The 16,242-nt window shown below is 38.6% G+C and carries 15 protein-coding genes; 1 reads left to right on the top strand and 14 read right to left on the bottom strand.

Going from position 1 to position 16,242, the window contains the following annotated elements:
• Nucleotides 1-3: 3 nt before the first annotated feature.
• The 12 genes from pstB (FD29_RS08625) to FD29_RS11430 all read right to left on the bottom strand — a co-directional run bounded on the left by pstB (FD29_RS08625) (nt 4) and on the right by FD29_RS11430 (nt 12,986).
• On the bottom strand, nt 4-762 hold the full coding sequence (gene pstB / locus FD29_RS08625) for a phosphate ABC transporter ATP-binding protein PstB (protein ID WP_057888536.1): 759 nt from the start codon (nt 760-762) through the stop codon (nt 4-6).
• An 11-nt stretch (nt 763-773) separates the two neighbouring features.
• Nucleotides 774-1,580 carry a phosphate ABC transporter ATP-binding protein PstB gene (gene pstB / locus FD29_RS08620; RefSeq protein ID WP_057888535.1) on the bottom strand — a complete coding sequence of 269 codons (807 nt, stop codon included), beginning with the start codon at nt 1,578-1,580 and terminating at the stop codon, nt 774-776.
• Nucleotides 1,581-1,584: 4 nt separating this feature from the next.
• A complete protein-coding gene (gene pstA, locus FD29_RS08615; protein ID WP_083477826.1) occupies nt 1,585-2,472 on the bottom strand; it encodes a phosphate ABC transporter permease PstA in 888 nt (295 codons plus the stop codon).
• Nucleotides 2,472-3,392 (bottom strand): phosphate ABC transporter permease subunit PstC, encoded by a 921-nt coding sequence (gene pstC, locus FD29_RS08610; RefSeq protein WP_057888534.1) that lies wholly within the window; start codon nt 3,390-3,392, stop codon nt 2,472-2,474. Before pstC ends, pstA begins: the two co-directional genes overlap by 1 nt.
• Before the next feature lies 1 nt (nt 3,393).
• Nucleotides 3,394-4,236: a phosphate ABC transporter substrate-binding protein PstS family protein gene (locus FD29_RS08605; protein WP_169787460.1), complete on the bottom strand. Its 843-nt coding sequence runs from the start codon at nt 4,234-4,236 to the stop codon at nt 3,394-3,396.
• A gap of 132 nt (nt 4,237-4,368) precedes the next feature.
• The gene (locus FD29_RS08600; RefSeq protein WP_057888532.1) at nt 4,369-6,018 is read right to left on the bottom strand and encodes a sensor histidine kinase; all 1,650 of its coding nucleotides are present in this window, start codon (nt 6,016-6,018) and stop codon (nt 4,369-4,371) included.
• A 2-nt stretch (nt 6,019-6,020) separates the two neighbouring features.
• Nucleotides 6,021-6,686, bottom strand: coding sequence for a response regulator transcription factor (locus tag FD29_RS08595; protein ID WP_057888531.1), 666 nt, complete (start codon nt 6,684-6,686; stop codon nt 6,021-6,023).
• A protein-coding gene (gene prfB, locus FD29_RS08590) for a peptide chain release factor 2 (protein ID WP_147007898.1) occupies nt 6,683-7,796 on the bottom strand; the annotation gives its coding sequence in 2 pieces (ribosomal slippage) (nt 6,683-7,723 and nt 7,725-7,796; 1,113 coding nt in all). Before prfB ends, FD29_RS08595 begins: the two co-directional genes overlap by 4 nt.
• A 41-nt stretch (nt 7,797-7,837) precedes the next feature.
• Nucleotides 7,838-10,198: a preprotein translocase subunit SecA gene (gene secA / locus FD29_RS08585; protein WP_057888529.1), complete on the bottom strand. Its 2,361-nt coding sequence runs from the start codon at nt 10,196-10,198 to the stop codon at nt 7,838-7,840.
• Between the two features lie 197 nt (nt 10,199-10,395).
• Nucleotides 10,396-10,944 carry a ribosome hibernation-promoting factor, HPF/YfiA family gene (hpf, locus tag FD29_RS08580; RefSeq protein WP_057888528.1) on the bottom strand — a complete coding sequence of 183 codons (549 nt, stop codon included), beginning with the start codon at nt 10,942-10,944 and terminating at the stop codon, nt 10,396-10,398.
• Nucleotides 10,945-11,040: 96 nt separating this feature from the next.
• Nucleotides 11,041-11,721: a ComF family protein gene (locus FD29_RS08575; protein ID WP_057888527.1), complete on the bottom strand. Its 681-nt coding sequence runs from the start codon at nt 11,719-11,721 to the stop codon at nt 11,041-11,043.
• Nucleotides 11,718-12,986 carry a DEAD/DEAH box helicase family protein gene (locus FD29_RS11430; protein ID WP_057888526.1) on the bottom strand — a complete coding sequence of 423 codons (1,269 nt, stop codon included), beginning with the start codon at nt 12,984-12,986 and terminating at the stop codon, nt 11,718-11,720. The genes FD29_RS08575 and FD29_RS11430 overlap by 4 nt, the downstream gene beginning before the upstream one ends.
• 72 nt (nt 12,987-13,058) lie before the next feature.
• Between FD29_RS11430 and FD29_RS08565 the strand changes: the two genes are divergently transcribed.
• On the top strand, nt 13,059-13,697 hold the full coding sequence (locus tag FD29_RS08565; protein ID WP_057888525.1) for a YigZ family protein: 639 nt from the start codon (nt 13,059-13,061) through the stop codon (nt 13,695-13,697).
• A gap of 427 nt (nt 13,698-14,124) precedes the next feature.
• Here FD29_RS08565 and FD29_RS08560 read toward each other — a convergent pair whose 3' ends face one another.
• Both FD29_RS08560 and FD29_RS08555 read right to left on the bottom strand, forming a co-directional pair.
• On the bottom strand, nt 14,125-14,898 hold the full coding sequence (locus FD29_RS08560) for a helix-turn-helix transcriptional regulator (RefSeq protein ID WP_083477824.1): 774 nt from the start codon (nt 14,896-14,898) through the stop codon (nt 14,125-14,127).
• A 142-nt stretch (nt 14,899-15,040) separates the two neighbouring features.
• The gene (locus FD29_RS08555; protein ID WP_057888575.1) at nt 15,041-16,126 is read right to left on the bottom strand and encodes a glycosyltransferase family 4 protein; all 1,086 of its coding nucleotides are present in this window, start codon (nt 16,124-16,126) and stop codon (nt 15,041-15,043) included.
• Between the last annotated feature and the right edge of the window lie 116 nt (nt 16,127-16,242).

Raw genomic sequence — 16,242 nt, 5'->3', positions numbered from 1 at the left:
CTCCTAACCGAATTTTCCTGAAATATAATCTTCAGTTTGTTTTTCTTTTGGATTTAAGAAAATGTTTTTCGTCTTATCTGCTTCAATTAGCTCCCCATTGAGGAAGAAGGCGGTTTGATCAGATATTCTTGATGCTTGTTGCATATTATGTGTGACTGTAATGATGGTGTAATCCTCACGCAGAGCCAACATAGTATCTTCAACCTTGGCCGATGAAATTGGATCCAAAGCAGAAGTTGGTTCGTCTAATAAAATAATATCAGGTTTCACCGCTAAAACTCTAGCAATACATACTCTTTGTTGTTGGCCACCAGATAATGACAATGCACTTTGATGCAATTTGTCCTTCACGTCGTCCCAAACGGCAGCATTTTGCAAACTCGTTTCAACTGCTTCATCAAGCGTCGCCTTATCTTTAACGCCAGCTAATCTTAATCCATATACTACATTATCATAAATCGAAAAAGGAAATGGGTTAGGTTGTTGAAAAACCATCCCAACTTGTTTTCGCAATTCAACCGTATCAATATTGGGTGCATAGATATTCTTGCCATTCAAAGAGATGGTTCCTGTTATCGTTACATTCGGAATCAAGTCGTTCATCCGATTCAAACATCTGAGATAAGTTGATTTCCCACATCCAGAAGGTCCGATCAATGCGGTAATCTCATTCTTATTGAAATCCAGATTGATACCTTTCAATGCTTCTTTTTTTCCGTAAAATAAATGTACATCTGAAGATGTTAAAATTTTTTCTGCCAAGTTTAGCGCTCCTATCCAAAGTGTCCAGAAACATAATCTTCAGTCGTCTTGATATGTGGACGTGTGAAGATCTTTCTAGTTTCGTTAAATTCAACAGCATGTCCCATATGGAAAAATGCTGTGTAATCACTGATTCTGGCTGCTTGCTGCATGTTATGCGTCACGATAATGATGGTAAATTTATCCTTCAAACTTAACATTGTTTCTTCAACATTAGACGTTGAGATTGGATCCAAAGCACTCGCAGGTTCATCCATCAAAAGAATATCCGGTTTCATTGCGATTGCTCGGGCAATACATAAACGTTGTTGTTGACCCCCAGAGAGCGCTAATGCACTTTTGCCAAGATTGTCTTTGACTTGGTCCCAAAGTGAGGCCTGTTTCAAAGTCGTCTCGACAATTTCATCTAATTGTTTCTTATCATGTAAACCATGACGTTTTAAAGCAAAAGTAATATTGTCATAAATTGATTTAGAAAATGGATTTGGTCTTTGAAAAACCATTCCGATATGCTTTCTAACTTCATAAATATCAACATTATCCTTATTGATATCCAAGCCACGATACATTATTTGACCTTTGACCGTAGCTCCTGGAACATTGTCGTTCATTCGATTCAAAGAACGTAAGTACGTTGATTTACCTGAACCAGATGCTCCAATCAAAGATGTGATCTTATATCTTTCAAATTGCAACGATGCCTTATGCATGGCTTCTTTTTCACCATAGAAAACTTGTAGATCTTTTGTTTCCATAGCAATTTCATGTTCATCCTCATTTAAATGAAGGATGTATTGTTGGTTTGCTTGTTCATCCATAATATTACTCACCCGTCATCTTTTTATAAACTAAATTGCCAATATATCTAGAAAGCAAGTTGAACAGCAACACAGCGATGATCAAAACTGCTGAAGCCCCAGCTGAAACTTGGACTGCATCAGGGATCAATCCTTCTGAGTTAACTTTCCAAATATGAACTGCCAAAGTTTCCGCAGGTCGCATCAAATTCAAAGGACTGGTAATACTGAAGACATTGAAATTAGTAAAGTCCAATGGTGGTGCACTCTGACCGGCTGTATAGATCAAGGCAGCTGCTTCACCGAACACTCTACCAGCACCGATGATCATTCCGGTAATAATACCAGGCAAACCATCAGGAATAATAACGTGGATAACTGTTTCCCACTTGGACAAACCCAAAGCAAGCCCAGCTTCACGTTGTGATTGTGAGACTGATCGAAGTGAATCTTCAACATTCCTTGTCAAAATTGGTAAGTTGAATACCGTCAAAGTCAAAGCTCCCGAAAGAATCGAGAAACCAAACTTGAAACTAATCACGAAGATCAAGAATCCGAATAGACCAACAACGATTGAAGGCAACGAACTCAAAACTTCGATTGAAACTCGGATCAATTCAACGAATTTATTTTTACCAGCGTATTCTGACAAATAGATTCCCGCACAAATCGAAATAGGAATCGAAATCAACATTGAAAGAATCAACAGGAAGAACGAATTGAACAATTGGATTCCTACACCACTGCCGGCTTGGAAAGCTTTTGAACCTGAAGTTAAGAAGTGCCAGTTTACGTAGCGCAAACCACTTCCTAAAATGTAAACTAATAATCCTGCTAGGATCAACACGATGATACCAGACATTAAATAAATAATAGCGGTGGCAATCTTGTCTTTAACTTTTTCATTAAACACTAGAATTCACCTCGCTTAGCAATTTTTCTGATAACAAAGTTGAACAACAGCGACATTAACAATAGTAGTAAAGCTAATGACCACAAGGCATTGTTAGCAGTCGATCCCATAATAGTGTTACCCATGTTCATTGTTAGAACACTGGTCAAAGTTGATGATGGTGAGACTAAATTCTGTGGCAACAACATTGCGTTACCAATAACCATTTGTACCGCTAAAGCTTCACCGAAGGCTCTGGCCATTCCAAAGACCACTGCCGTCAATAAACCAGGCGTTGCAGCTCTTAAAATGACTTTGGAAATAGTTTGCCATCTCGTAGCCCCCAAAGCTAAAGAAGCTTCACGATAATAACGAGGAACGGCTCTCAAAGCATCGACTGACATTGACGTAATAGTTGGCAAGATCATAACGAAAAGCACGAATGAACCAGCCAAAATACCAAAACCACTGCCGCCAGCGATCTTTCTCACGAATGGTACAACGATCGTTAAGCCGATGAATCCATAAACAACTGAAGGAATACCAACCAATAATTCAATAACTGGTTGTAAAATCTTTCGACCCCATTTAGGCGATATTTCGGTCATGAAAATAGCCGCCGCAATCGCAAATGGCGTACCAATCAAAGCCGCAATCAAGGTAACAGCAAATGAACCAACGATCATTGGTGCTGCTCCAACAATTGGATGCCCTGCACTATCTAATTTATTAGGTGACCAAACTGAATGCGTCAAAAAGTCGATAGGGTTAACTCCATCTTTGATAAAAATTATCAACCCACGTGATGCGATAAAACCAATAATTGTGACCACTAACAGCACAATAATAGCCGTAAAACTAAAGGAAATAATTTTACCGCGAGTTTCACGTTTGGCTGAGACGGATTTCTTGGTTAAACTTTCTCTAATTGGATCTTTCAAATTAGTTTACCCCCTTCGATACGGGCGTAACATTGCCCTTATAATCTTTTTGATACTTCATTTCTTTAATTGGCACATAATTCATTTTTCTGACGACGTTAGTTTGAACTTTGTCAGTCATAATAAAGTCGAGAAATTTTTTAGTCATGCCGGTTGGTTGACCATTAGTATATAAATGCTCATATGACCAAATTTCCCACTTATTGTTTTCAATATTTTCGATAGTTGGCTTGACGCCATTAACATTGACCGTCTTAACCGTATCGTTCAAATAAGGCATCGCCAAGTAACTAATAGCACCTTGAGTGTTATAAACAATTTGGCGAACCATCCCACTAGAATCTTGTTCTTGCGCACGAACAAACGGCGTGCCATTCATAACATCACTCTCAAACGATGCACGAGTACCACTACCGTCAGCACGATTAATGATCGTTATTGGCAAATCTTGACCACCAACTTGTTTCCAATTCGTTACTTGACCCGAAAAAATCTGTCTCAATTGCTTAATAGTCAAAGATTTTACTTTAACATCTTTATTGACGACGGGAATCATTCCAACTGCAGCGATACGATGATCGACAAGTTTGCTAGCGTTGATATCTTTTTTCTGTTCAGCGTACAAATCAGAATTACCGATATTAACGGCACCTTGTTGGATCTGGCTGAGTCCTGTACCGGTTCCGCCCCCTTGGACGTTGACGTATTCATTCGGATTATCCTTAGTAAATTCTTCCCCGGCAAGTTCTACTAAGGGTTGAGCAGCTGACGATCCAACTGCTGTAATAGTTTCTTGGCTCCCGCTGCCTTTGCAACCACTCAAAACAAAGATCATGGGAATCATAATTGCAAACAATGCGACAAGTCTTTTTTTCAATGTTCTCACCTCTATCCACCTAGGATATTACAACATTGTATATTTTTTGTATAAAAAAAAGCCGCAACAAAATTAAATATTTTTGTTGCAGCAATTTTTTTATAATGGTATGTCAACGATAAATTTCGTTCCTAGTCCCATGTGTGATTCGACCCTGATGTCACCGTCTAAAGTATCCAAAGTTTCCTTAACAATGGCCAGTCCTAAACCAGTTCCACCAGTTTCTAAACTTCTGGAACGATCGACACGATAAAATCTTTCAAAGACTCGACTCTGATCAGTTTCTGAAATACCGATACCGGTATCTTTGATAATGAACTTGATCCGGTTTTCGATCTCATCATGATGAACTTCAATATCAATCTCACCATTTTCTTTATTATATGAAATAGCATTCTTTATCAAGTTACGGAAAATCAAGTTGACCTTCTCTTTATTGACAGTTACTTCAGAATTACCAGTATATTCCTGTTTAACGGTTAAATTATGTTTCTTGATTGCCAATTCTTGATGGTCCAAAATGTGACCGATGTCTTCTTTCAAATTGATCATATCGGTCTTTGCATTTTCCTTCTTAACTTTCGACAAGGATAAAATATCTTGAATCAATTCAGACAAGCGAACACTCTCGCTGTGAATGATATCTAAGAAGTGATCCAGTTTCTTAGGATCATCTTTGGCACCATTCAACAGTGTCTCTGAGAACCCTTCGATCGACGTTACTGGCGTCTTCAACTCGTGGCTGACATTATTGACGAAGTCGACTTGAACTTGTTCGAATTGCCGACTCTCCGTTAGATCGTACAAGATCACCAAGACTTGTTGATCAAAGTCTTCTTGTGAATGGATCAAACGAATCACATTAGCGTCGACGTACTTCTGTGAATTACCGACCAACTGAACTTCACGATGATGGTTCTTGTTCTTACGCAAAGTATGTTCGATCATTCGACTCAAACTATAAGTTTTAATATCTTCAATAAATGGATGAATATCATTGGAAATATTTACGTCCAAGAGACTTGCCATCGCTTGGTTGTGCATCAAGACATCCCCTTGTGAATTCAAGAGCATGACCCCGATTGGCAAATGTCCGACCAACCCTTTGAAACGTCTCTCACGTAATCTGACGTCGTCTCGCAATTCGTTGATATCCATACTGATCTTGTTAGTTTGTTCTACTAGGCCATACAATTCATCGTCTGGTGCCAAAATCAATGAAGCAATTTCCTTATTCTTACGTACTCGACGCAAGTTCTCAGTTACGCTTTGAATGTCTTTGCTCAAAAGTTGGCGCTTGCGATAGTAAAATAAAATCACTGAATCAGTAATAATAAAGTACACTAAAGCAATCAAAATGAACGTCATTGGCGCTTGACTCCAAAGACGGTTGTAACGTTTAGCAACAATGTTACGATTGGAACCTGACATATAATACATGATCCGCGTATTGAATGTCGTGTCAGTTACATAGTTTTTGCCCGGTGTACTGCGGCCACGATGAAACATATCGTAGGCCTTTTTTTGCATAGCCGTGTTTTCCTTGCGACTGTCGACATAACTCAAACCTGCAATTTTGGCTGCTTCAGCAGGTTCGTGATTTTTCTTTAATTCTTGATAAGAAATAGTTTCTTCGGTAAACATATCATTTTGTGAATCTCCCAAAATGCTATCTGAGAAAAATGCAAAAACGACAAAGATAATTATCGAAATCAAAATAGCAATGATAGGTCCTAATTTTCTTTTCATTATCATACCTCTAAAATATAACCGAAACCGTGCACGGTCTTTATTATTTGTGGATTCTTTGTATCTTTTTCAATTTTATCACGGAGATGACTAATTTGGATATCGACCATACGCATTTGTGAATTGGAATTTATTCCCCAAACGTTATCAAATATCTGTTCTCTAGAAACCACGATTCCTTTGTTTCTAATCAAAAACTCCAGTAATTCGTATTCCTTTTTGGTTAAACTTATTTCTTTATCATTAATAATTAAACTTTTAATATCGGTATTGAGCTGAAATTGGTTCTCTCGCTCCTGTTTAGAAGTCCGACGCAAAACTACCTTGATTCTAGCTAAAAGCTCCTTGATACTGAATGGCTTAGTAATATAATCATCCGCCCCGCTGATCAAGCCTTCAATCTTGTTATCCTCAGAATCTACTGCCGTCAAGAATATAACTGGCGTTAAATTGCCTGATTTTCGCATCTTTTTAAGTACTTCGATACCACTCAATTTAGGCAACATTTGGTCCAAAAGCATCAGATCAAATACGTCGGAATTTACTTTGTCAAAAGCCATCTGACCATCAGTAGCCGTTGTTACTTGATAGTCATTGCTTTCCAAATTATATTCAATCAACTCTAAAATCGTAGGTTCATCATCAACAACTAAGATTTTCTTTTTCATTGTTTGACTCCTTGTAATTTCCATTGGAGATAAGCATAAATAAATGGATCCAAATCGCCATCCATTACTCCTTGACCATTACTTGTCGAGTAATTTGAGCGATGATCTTTGACCATTGTGTATGGATGGAAGACGTACGAACGGATTTGTGAGCCCCAGCCAATATCCAACTGTTCCCCTTGAATTTCGGCATGTTTCTTGGCTTGTTCATCTTGTTCACGTTGGTAGAGTTTAGCTTTCAACATGTTCATTGCGGTTTCACGGTTTTGCAACTGTGAACGTTGGGCTTGAGAACTAACGACGATACCAGTTGGTAAATGTGTGATTCTGACCGCTGATGAGGTCTTGTTGATATGTTGACCACCAGCACCAGATGAACGGAAGACATCAACCCGCAAATCATCATCATTAATTTTGATGTTGATACTGTCATCAAGTTCAGGCATCACATCAATCGACGCAAATGACGTGTGGCGACGGCCGGCAGAATCAAATGGTGAAATTCTAACCAACCGATGAACTCCACGCTCCGAGCGCAAAAGTCCATAAGCGTTTTTACCCCGGATCATCATTGAAACACTCTTGATACCAGCTTCTTCACCTGGTTGATAATCTTCAATTTCTACGGTGAAGTTGTGTTGGTCGGCCCAACGTTGATACATTCTAAGCAGCATCGAACCCCAGTCCTGAGATTCAGTCCCACCGGCTCCTGGATGAATTTCTAGAATGGCATTGTGTGAATCGTAAGGTTCCGACAATAACATCATCAATTCATACGAACGCAATTTTTCAGCCAATGACTCAGCATCATCTTCCAATTGTTGCATCAATTCATCTTCAGGGTCTTCTTGATAAAGTTCTGCTAGTACTTTCAGATCTTCCAAACCATCACTGAGTTTTTTGAAATTATCATATTTATCTTTGAGACTATTTGTTTCATCGATCAACTTTTGGGCTTTTTCATGATCATCCCAAAAGCCATCCTCAGTCATTCTAGCTTCATTTTCGGCGATACTCTCTTCAAGGTTTTCTAAGTCAAAGAGACCCCCTAAATTGAGTTATTTTGTTTTCCATGTCAGAAATCTTGTTCTTGATCTCTCCGAATTCCATGTAATCACCCTTATAAAAAAAGCAGGCTCTAGGCCCGCTTTTTATCTTTCCATATTTTGTCTAATTTCGGCCTTCATGAATAATCTTGTAACATCATATTCAATATCAGAAATCATTTCTTCAAACATACGATATCCTTCTTCTTGGTACTCAACCAAAGGATTCAATTGTCCATAACCACGGAGACCAATTGATTGACGTAATTGATCCATTGCATCAATGTGATCAGTCCAGTGTTCATCTACAACTCTTAGTATAACAACCTTTTCAAATTCTAGCATTTGTGAAGGGTCGCCAAGTTGATCTTTCTTTTGATCGTAATTCTTCTTAACGAAGTCCATCAAGAACTTAACGATTTCATCAGCACTCTTGAGTTGAAGGTCAACAACTGTCATTTGATCTTCACTGACCAAGGCAGCTTTGGCAAAGTCAGCAATAGCATCTAATTCCCAATCCTCTTGCTTGCCTTGCGTGTGAACGGCAACTTGGGCCTTGATAGTACGTTCGATCATTGGAAGCAAGACACGGTCAAGATCCTTGTCTTCATTAATAACTTCCATTCTTTCTTTATAGATAACTTCACGTTGTTCACGCATAACATCATCATATTGAAGAGTATTCTTACGAGTATCGTAGTTATTACCTTCAACACGTTTTTGAGCGGATTCAACTTGACGAGTCATCATACGACTTTGGATAACAGCATCGTCATCTTCGATCTTCAAGGCCTTGAGAACACGCTTGATACGATCTGAACCAAAACGCTTCATCAAGTCATCTTCTAGTGACATGTAGAATTGAGTCACACCAGGATCACCTTGACGACCTGAACGTCCACGAAGTTGGTTATCGATACGACGTGATTCGTGACGTTCTGTACCTAGAACACACAAACCACCAAGTTCTCTAACACCAGGTCCAAGCTTGATATCAGTACCACGACCAGCCATATTAGTAGCGATAGTTACGGCGCCACGTTGACCGGCGTTCATAACGATTTCAGCTTCCTTAGCATGGTTCTTAGCGTTCAAGACAGCGTGAGGAATACCTTCTTTATCAAGTAATTTAGATAGGTATTCTGAAGATTCAACCGCAACAGTACCGACCAATAGAGGTTGACCCTTGGCATGACGGCGTTTGATATCTTCAACAACTGCCGCAAACTTACTCTTCAATGTTGGGTAAAGAACATCTTCTTTATCAACACGAATAACTGGCTTGTTAGTAGGAATTGAGATAACTTCCATGTTGTAGATTTCTCTAAATTCTTCAGCTTCAGTCTTGGCAGTACCTGTCATACCTGAAAGCTTGTCATACATACGGAAGAAGTTTTGGTAAGTGATGTTAGCCATAGTCTTAGTTTCGTCTTGGATCTCTACACCTTCCTTAGCTTCAATAGCTTGGTGTAGTCCATCAGAATAACGACGACCATCCATAACACGACCAGTAAATTGATCAACGATCTTAACTTCGCCTTCTTGTACCACATAATCAATATTCAAACTCATGATGTAGTTAGCACGTAAAGCTTGATCCAAATGGTGGTTCAAAACTGTGTTGTCAATATCGTAAAGGTTATCAAGGCCAAAGTAATCTTCAGCCTTTCTGATACCAGTTTCAGTTAAACTGATTGATTTTGTAGGCCAATCGATCTTGTAGTCATCTTTTTCAAGCGTCTTAGCAAAACGGTCAGCACGGACATACATAGCAGTTGACTTTTCAGCCGCTCCAGAAATGATCAAAGGCGTTCTAGCCTCATCGATCAAAATGGAGTCAACTTCATCGACAATTGCATAGTGCAATGGACGTTGAACCATTTGTTCTTTGTAAACAACCATGTTGTCACGCAAATAATCAAAGCCAAGTTCACTATTAGTTGAATATGTAATGTCACAGTTGTAGGCTGCACGTTTTTCTTCGGCATCCATACTGTTGACGTTCAAGCCAACTGTAAGACCTAACCAGTTATATAGTTCACCCATTTGCTTAGCATCACGGCCAGATAGATATTCGTTAACGGTAACAACGTGAACACCCTTGCCGGCCAAAGCATTTAGATAAACTGGTAATGTAGCTGTCAAAGTTTTACCTTCACCAGTTTTCATTTCCGCAATATTACCTTCATGCAAAGTAATACCACCGATCAATTGCACTCTAAATGGGTATAGTCCTAGAACTCTTTTAGCACCCTCACGGGCTGTAGCGAATGCTTCAGGCAAAATATCATCTAATGTTTCGCCTTTTGCTAGTCTTTCTTTAAATTCAGGAGTCTTAGCTTGAAGTTCTTCGTCAGAAAGTTTGCTGTAACTATCAGCATAGCTTTCAATCTTATCGGCAATCTTGCCCATACGTTTAACTTCTCTTTTATCGCTTTCGACCCATCTTCTTAGTGGATTTGCCATATTAATATATCTCTCCTAAGTGTTATAAACATACTCTTAATAGTAGCATTTTTTTTTATACTTTTAAACTTAATATCAATTAAACAGACTTTCAGAGTTACAATGATACACCATTTTTCATTTCTTTGTGTTAAGAATGCTTTACAAAGGCACAAAAAAAGCTGAGACCTAAAGTCTCAGCTTAGTTTAATTATTTTTTATTCGTTTGTTTCGATCAAGCCATATCTGCCATCATTACGTTTATAAACGATGCTTGCGCCATTTGTTTCTGAATCTTCAAAGATAAAGAATTCGTGGCCGAGCATTTCCATTTGTAGAACAGCTTCTTGGGCATCCATTGGTTTCAATGAAAGGCGTTTTGTTCTAACAATTTCTGATTTGTCTTCCTCAGTGTCTTTAGGTGTTACGTCATCCAAAGGAATATCCTTTAGACTGCCACCTTCACGGCTCTTACGGTTTACACGTGTCTTGAATTTCTTAACTTGTCTTTCAAGCTTATCAACTACAAGATCAATTCCGGCATACAAGTCATCGTTGACCTCTTCAGCTCTAAGTGTGATATATGGCAATGGAATTGTTACTTCAACCTTTGTACCTTTTGAAGGGTATGTTTTCAAGTTTACATGGGCAATTGGATTGCTTTCTTCACTAAAGTATTTCTCCATTTTAGAAAGTCTTTTTTCGACATATTCGCGAATTGATGAAGTTACCTCGATATTTTCACCACGTACATTAATAGTTAACATAATAATCTCTCCTTCCGACGATAGGAAATTAAAGAGCGTTCTCGCATCTCTTTAATGCAATTATAATATTTTTATGCCAATATGACAGCGTTTCCATTACCTAGATAATGAAAACGTAGTTATTTTTTTAAAGTTTGCCTTAAAAAATATATCATGAGCATGCATCAACGTTCGTCCAGTTGTGTAAATATCATCTAATATCAAAATACTTTGATTTTTTTGAATTTGAGCCATTGCCGGCAGCGGTGAAAATGTCTGGGGCGTACGTAATCTTTCCAAACGATTCTTCTGCGCCTGTGGTTTATCTGAATCCACCTTCGTTAACAGTGGCTGCAAATCAAAAATATCAGCATATAATTCATACACTGGATCAAAACCCCGAATTTGCAAGTGACTCTGACTGGCAGGAATATACGTAACTACATCAAAGTGATTCTTCAAAGACCAGTTCTTTATGTCTTGATAAAACAGCTTGGCTAACAAGACATCTCCATATCTCTTATACAACTTGAAGTAGTTGTGTATGAACTGATTATACTCAAACAAAGCCTGATGACAATTAATAATCTGATATTTTTGCTCCCACATCTTACAATCGTCACAGATACCATTAATCTCGGGCTTGAAACAACGCGGACAATTATTGCGATTAGCCAGTGGTGCCAGCTGACTGCGGCATAAATTGCAAATATAATTTTCGGGGATCTCATTAAATAAAAATATTTCTTTCACTTGCAAATTATTCGCTATGTCGTTGCCACAATTAAGACATTTCATTTGCGTGCCTGCCGATTCAATTCATGTATCTCAGCACAAGCTTGCTTGATCTGTCGATTGTAATATTGATAATAAAAATGAACTTCATCATCAAAAGAATCCTTGCCCCGTCCGGCTCTTCCGGCAATTTGTATCAAGGACGTCTTCGAAAACTCAACTGCGTCGGCGTTCAAAACAATTACCGTAATTTTTTTAAATGTCACGCCCCGTTCCAAAATGGTCGTAGTTAAAATAGCTTGGACTTTCTTTTCACGAAATCGTTGGACCTTTGCTAAACGCTGTTCATCCTTAGAACTGACATCGACGAACGTTAATGTCGGATATAATTTTGTTAATTGTTTAGCGAATGATTTCATTGTTGGAATTTGTGGAAAAAAGAGCATAAATCGTTGCTTGTGTCTGATCATCTGATTGATTTTTAACCGTAATCGCGGATTGATACCGAAAAAATTCAAATTTTTGAACAACAGATGGCACTGTGGTTCCGGTAACGGATGACCGTGAAATCTCTGGTACAATTTAGTCAGGGTCAATTCCCCTTTTTTGACCGCCGTCAGTAATTCTTGTGGCGGTGTCGCTGATAAATAGACTGTCATTCCTTTAGTCTTAGGAGCCTTTTTTATTGCCTTATGCAGCATTTCGTTACCTGCTAAGGGATAAGAGTCCACCTCATCGATTATCAAGACGTCAAAAGCCTTCTCAAAGCGGATCAATTGATGGACCGTTGCCAAAACAATCTGCGTCTGATGATATGATTCTTCACTTTTTCCGTGAAACAATCCTACCGTCGTATTAGGAAATACATCTTGGATCCGCGGGAAAAGTTCGATGCAGACATCGACTCTTGGCGAACAAATCGCTACACGTTGATGATCTTCTAATGCCGCTTCAATTAATGGAAAGATCATTTCCGTTTTACCAGCACCAGTTACGGCCCAGATCAAATGATCTTGGTGTTTCTTAAAAGCCATTAAAAGCTCTCTGACGCCATTAGCTTGATTGGTAGTCAGTTGACCCTGCCATTGTAAATATTGGTCCTGAGTTGGATATTTGATGTCTGTCGGGGTAATTATCAACTGATTGTTAACGCTTATCTTGCCTAGATTGATACAGTTGCGACAATATTGATAGGGAATTGGCAATTTAGTGATTTCCATTAGGCAACGCCGACAAAATAGTTTATTATTTTTCTTAACCGTTGCCTCTAACAAACGACTACCATTTTTAATCAAATAGTTTAATTGTGAAGGAGTAAAATCTTTCACGTTAAAAATACGTCCACCATATAATTCATTTATTTTTTCCATACTAAAAAATACGTAAAGGAGCTTCGCTTTTTGCAAAATTATAAAACTATTGCCGAAACTGGCAGTCATGAAAAAATCATCAAAAAATCTCGTTTTATCGCCCACGTTGCACAAACCTTTTCCGAAGATGAGGCTAAGGCCTTTATTCAACAGATCCGTGAACAAGAATCCGGTGCAACCCACAATTGTACTGCCTTTATCGTTATGGAAAACGTCTTGATCGAACGTATGTCTGATGACGGCGAACCCAGTGGTACAGCTGGTTCACCGATTTTAAATGTCTTACAGCAACAAGAGATGCAAAACGTGACTGTTGTCGTCACTAGATACTTCGGTGGCATCAAACTCGGTGCTGGTGGCTTGATCAGAGCTTATTCGTCCACTACCGCTGAAGCCATCAAGGAAATCGGTCTCGTTGAAAATCGGATCCAACAAGGGTTTGAATTGACGATTCCTTATCATCTTTTCGATAAATTCGAGAATTATGCCCAAAATGAAAAAATTATTTTGGAAGACAAACAATTTGCCGCCGATATTAAATGTCAGATCTATTTGGACCTCGATATTGTTGACGAAGCAGTCCAAAATATCCGTGACCTCTTTCAAAATCAAATTACGTTAAAAGAGACTAAAAAGTTATACAAACAAGTTCCTATTGCCGCCAATTAAAATAGCAATCAGAAAAGCCAACTTCAAAATGGCTCTTTTTCAAGTTTGGTTATATACAATTATTTAGATACATTAATAGGTCATCCAAAAATCAGCTGGATGACCTATTTTAGTATTGTTTTAAATAAAATATCGAATCATTAGATTTAAAGTTTTAATACTACTAATGTAAAACAAATAAAAAACCGTTTAGTCTGGAATGGAATCCCGGCGGATGCTCAGCCGTGGTAGTCTCTTGGCTGGCGTACCTTGCCAGGTTAGAGACAGACAAGCTTGGAGACAATTTGAACCATAATTGGCTCTAAGTTGCTCTCACAGCGTTCCAGCAATCCGCCGGGATTTCATGGAAGACGGCAGTGAACAACCAAACTTGAAAAAAGAACCCAAAGATTGGATTTCTGATTGCTATTTTTTATTACCCTAATTATTAATATTTGCCAGTTCGCATCATGAAACCATCTCTGATATCAGGATGATAACTGCCCTTTAATTTTTTATTGGCTTCAGCAGTATCCTGATACATTCCTCGATAATCAGAATAATTTTTAAACATATTATTTCGGATCGACTTTGGAATGGTCTCCCAAGAAACAAAGTTGATGCGGGAAACATAGCCACCTTTATGTTCGACCATCGCATACGGTTTATCTTCTGGTGGCAGTCCCCCATAAAAACTCAAAAAATGTGAATTACCCCAAGCATCGTCGGTAACCACCATATGTTTAAATGGTGATCCCAATAACTTGGTTGCTTTACCTTTATTATCGGCTTTTATCGTCGTATAATCTGCTGCCACCGCCGTTTTTTCAGTTGGCAAGGCAGCATAGCCTATTTTGGTTGGCAACAACGGATTGAAGCGGTCTACCAAATCATTACGATATTGATACGTATGCAAAAATACCGTGCTCCCACCGATAGCCACTAACACTATTAGTAGCGCTATCAACCAATACTTGTAAACTTTCTTCAACTTCAAATCTTTGTCAATTTTTTCCACCGTTTTGATATCTCCTCTTAAAAATTCATCTAAGGAAACTTTCAAAACAGAACTGAGATTCAATAATAACGAAATATCCGGATAAGTCCGTCCCGTCTCCCAACTCGAAATAGTTTTATCAGAGACATTTAATTTCATTGCTAATTCTTTTTGCGTCAAACGTTCTTGTTTACGATACTTCTTTAATTGTTCACTCAGTTCCATCTTGTTGCTCCTTGGATTTAATTTAAAAGGGGTTGCTTATTTTATACTACCTACGAACCAAAGAGCTCAAGAGATTCTTTGTCTAGGTATTGTGGAATCGACTCTAGAGACAAAAAAACAGGCGTCATAACGGCGTCTGCTTCTAATCTTTCTTTTCTAATCGTTTAACGAATTTTTGAATTGCTTTGAGTAGTGGCTGGCGATCATCACCTAACAAACCGATCGATTCGATAAAGAGTTCCAAACCGATCAATACGCCAATCGTCAACAACATGCTGCCCCAAAGAGTTGACAGTGGATAGAGCATGGCGATAAAAGCGAAGACCAATGACAATCCATAAATAACCAAAACTGTTTGTCGATGCGATAAGCCAAGTTGCATCAATCTGTGGTGCAAGTGATGCTTATCTGCTTGCATGATTGGCTTTTTGTTCAAAAGTCGACGCAAAATCGCATAGACAGTATCAGTAATTGGCACACCCATAATCACAACTGGCATGATCATAGTAATAAAAGTAACGTTTTTCAAACCTTTCAATGAGAAAACCGCCATCATAAACCCGATGAACAGTGATCCGGTATCCCCTAAGAATATACTGGCCGGATGGAAGTTATGTGGCAAGAAACCAATCAAAGCCGCTACCAATGTAAAGATCCAGATAGTAACGTAAACGTTAGTCATGTTCAAGAAGAAGTAGGCCATGACTCCCATGGTAAATAAGGCAATGATCGAAACACCGGTTGCCAAGCCATCCAACCCATCGATCAAGTTGACCGCGTTAGTAATGGCAATGATCCAAATGATCGTGATCGGCAAACTCCACCAGCCCAAATGAAATGAACCAATAAAAGGCAAGGTGACTTCATTCATTCTGATTCCTGCCAAAAAGTAAACAACCAAAGCAGCTGCCAAAATACCAGCTAATTTGGATTTGGGCGATAATTCTCGAATATCATCAATAATACCAGTAAGAATGATAATACATTCCGCTAAGAACACACTGAATAACTCATGTGTAGGGAATTGTTCACGTAATAACACAAACGTTGAGAAATTAAACGCTAAAAAAATGGCCAATCCACCCATTGTAGGCATCGGCTTAACATTAACCCGTCGAGCATTGGGTTTATCAACCGCCCCGAGAATATAAGCTAACTTCACTACAAAAGGAGTCACTGCAGCCGACAAGATCATCGTTAAAAATAATTTTACTATTACACTAAACATACCCGACATTTTAGAAAAACTCACTTTCCATTAATAGAATAATTATACAATAATAAGTGGCCATTCCAAAAAGAAATTAAAAAAGAGTGCATCCATAGACGCACCCCTCAATAATT

The sequence above is a fragment of the Companilactobacillus mindensis DSM 14500 genome, assembly GCF_001434275.1.
Classification (GTDB): domain Bacteria; phylum Bacillota; class Bacilli; order Lactobacillales; family Lactobacillaceae; genus Companilactobacillus; species Companilactobacillus mindensis.
Note: the sequence above shows the minus strand (reverse complement) of the source record. Positions and strands in the feature narration are given on the sequence as shown.

What these genes read in the sequence shown, in the direction of transcription:
- pstB (WP_057888535.1), bottom strand. Translation starts at nt 1,580, where the DNA reads ATGGATGAACAAGCAAACCAACAATACATCCTTCATTTAAATGAGGAT.
- FD29_RS08605 (WP_169787460.1), bottom strand. Translation starts at nt 4,236, where the DNA reads ATGATTCCCATGATCTTTGTTTTGAGTGGTTGCAAAGGCAGCGGGAGC.
- FD29_RS08600 (WP_057888532.1), bottom strand. Translation starts at nt 6,018, where the DNA reads ATGAAAAGAAAATTAGGACCTATCATTGCTATTTTGATTTCGATAATT.
- FD29_RS08595 (WP_057888531.1), bottom strand. Translation starts at nt 6,686, where the DNA reads ATGAAAAAGAAAATCTTAGTTGTTGATGATGAACCTACGATTTTAGAG.
- secA (WP_057888529.1), bottom strand. Translation starts at nt 10,198, where the DNA reads ATGGCAAATCCACTAAGAAGATGGGTCGAAAGCGATAAAAGAGAAGTT.
- hpf (WP_057888528.1), bottom strand. Translation starts at nt 10,944, where the DNA reads ATGTTAACTATTAATGTACGTGGTGAAAATATCGAGGTAACTTCATCA.
- FD29_RS08575 (WP_057888527.1), bottom strand. Translation starts at nt 11,721, where the DNA reads ATGAAATGTCTTAATTGTGGCAACGACATAGCGAATAATTTGCAAGTG.
- FD29_RS08560 (WP_083477824.1), bottom strand. Translation starts at nt 14,898, where the DNA reads ATGGAACTGAGTGAACAATTAAAGAAGTATCGTAAACAAGAACGTTTG.
- FD29_RS08555 (WP_057888575.1), bottom strand. Translation starts at nt 16,126, where the DNA reads ATGTTTAGTGTAATAGTAAAATTATTTTTAACGATGATCTTGTCGGCT.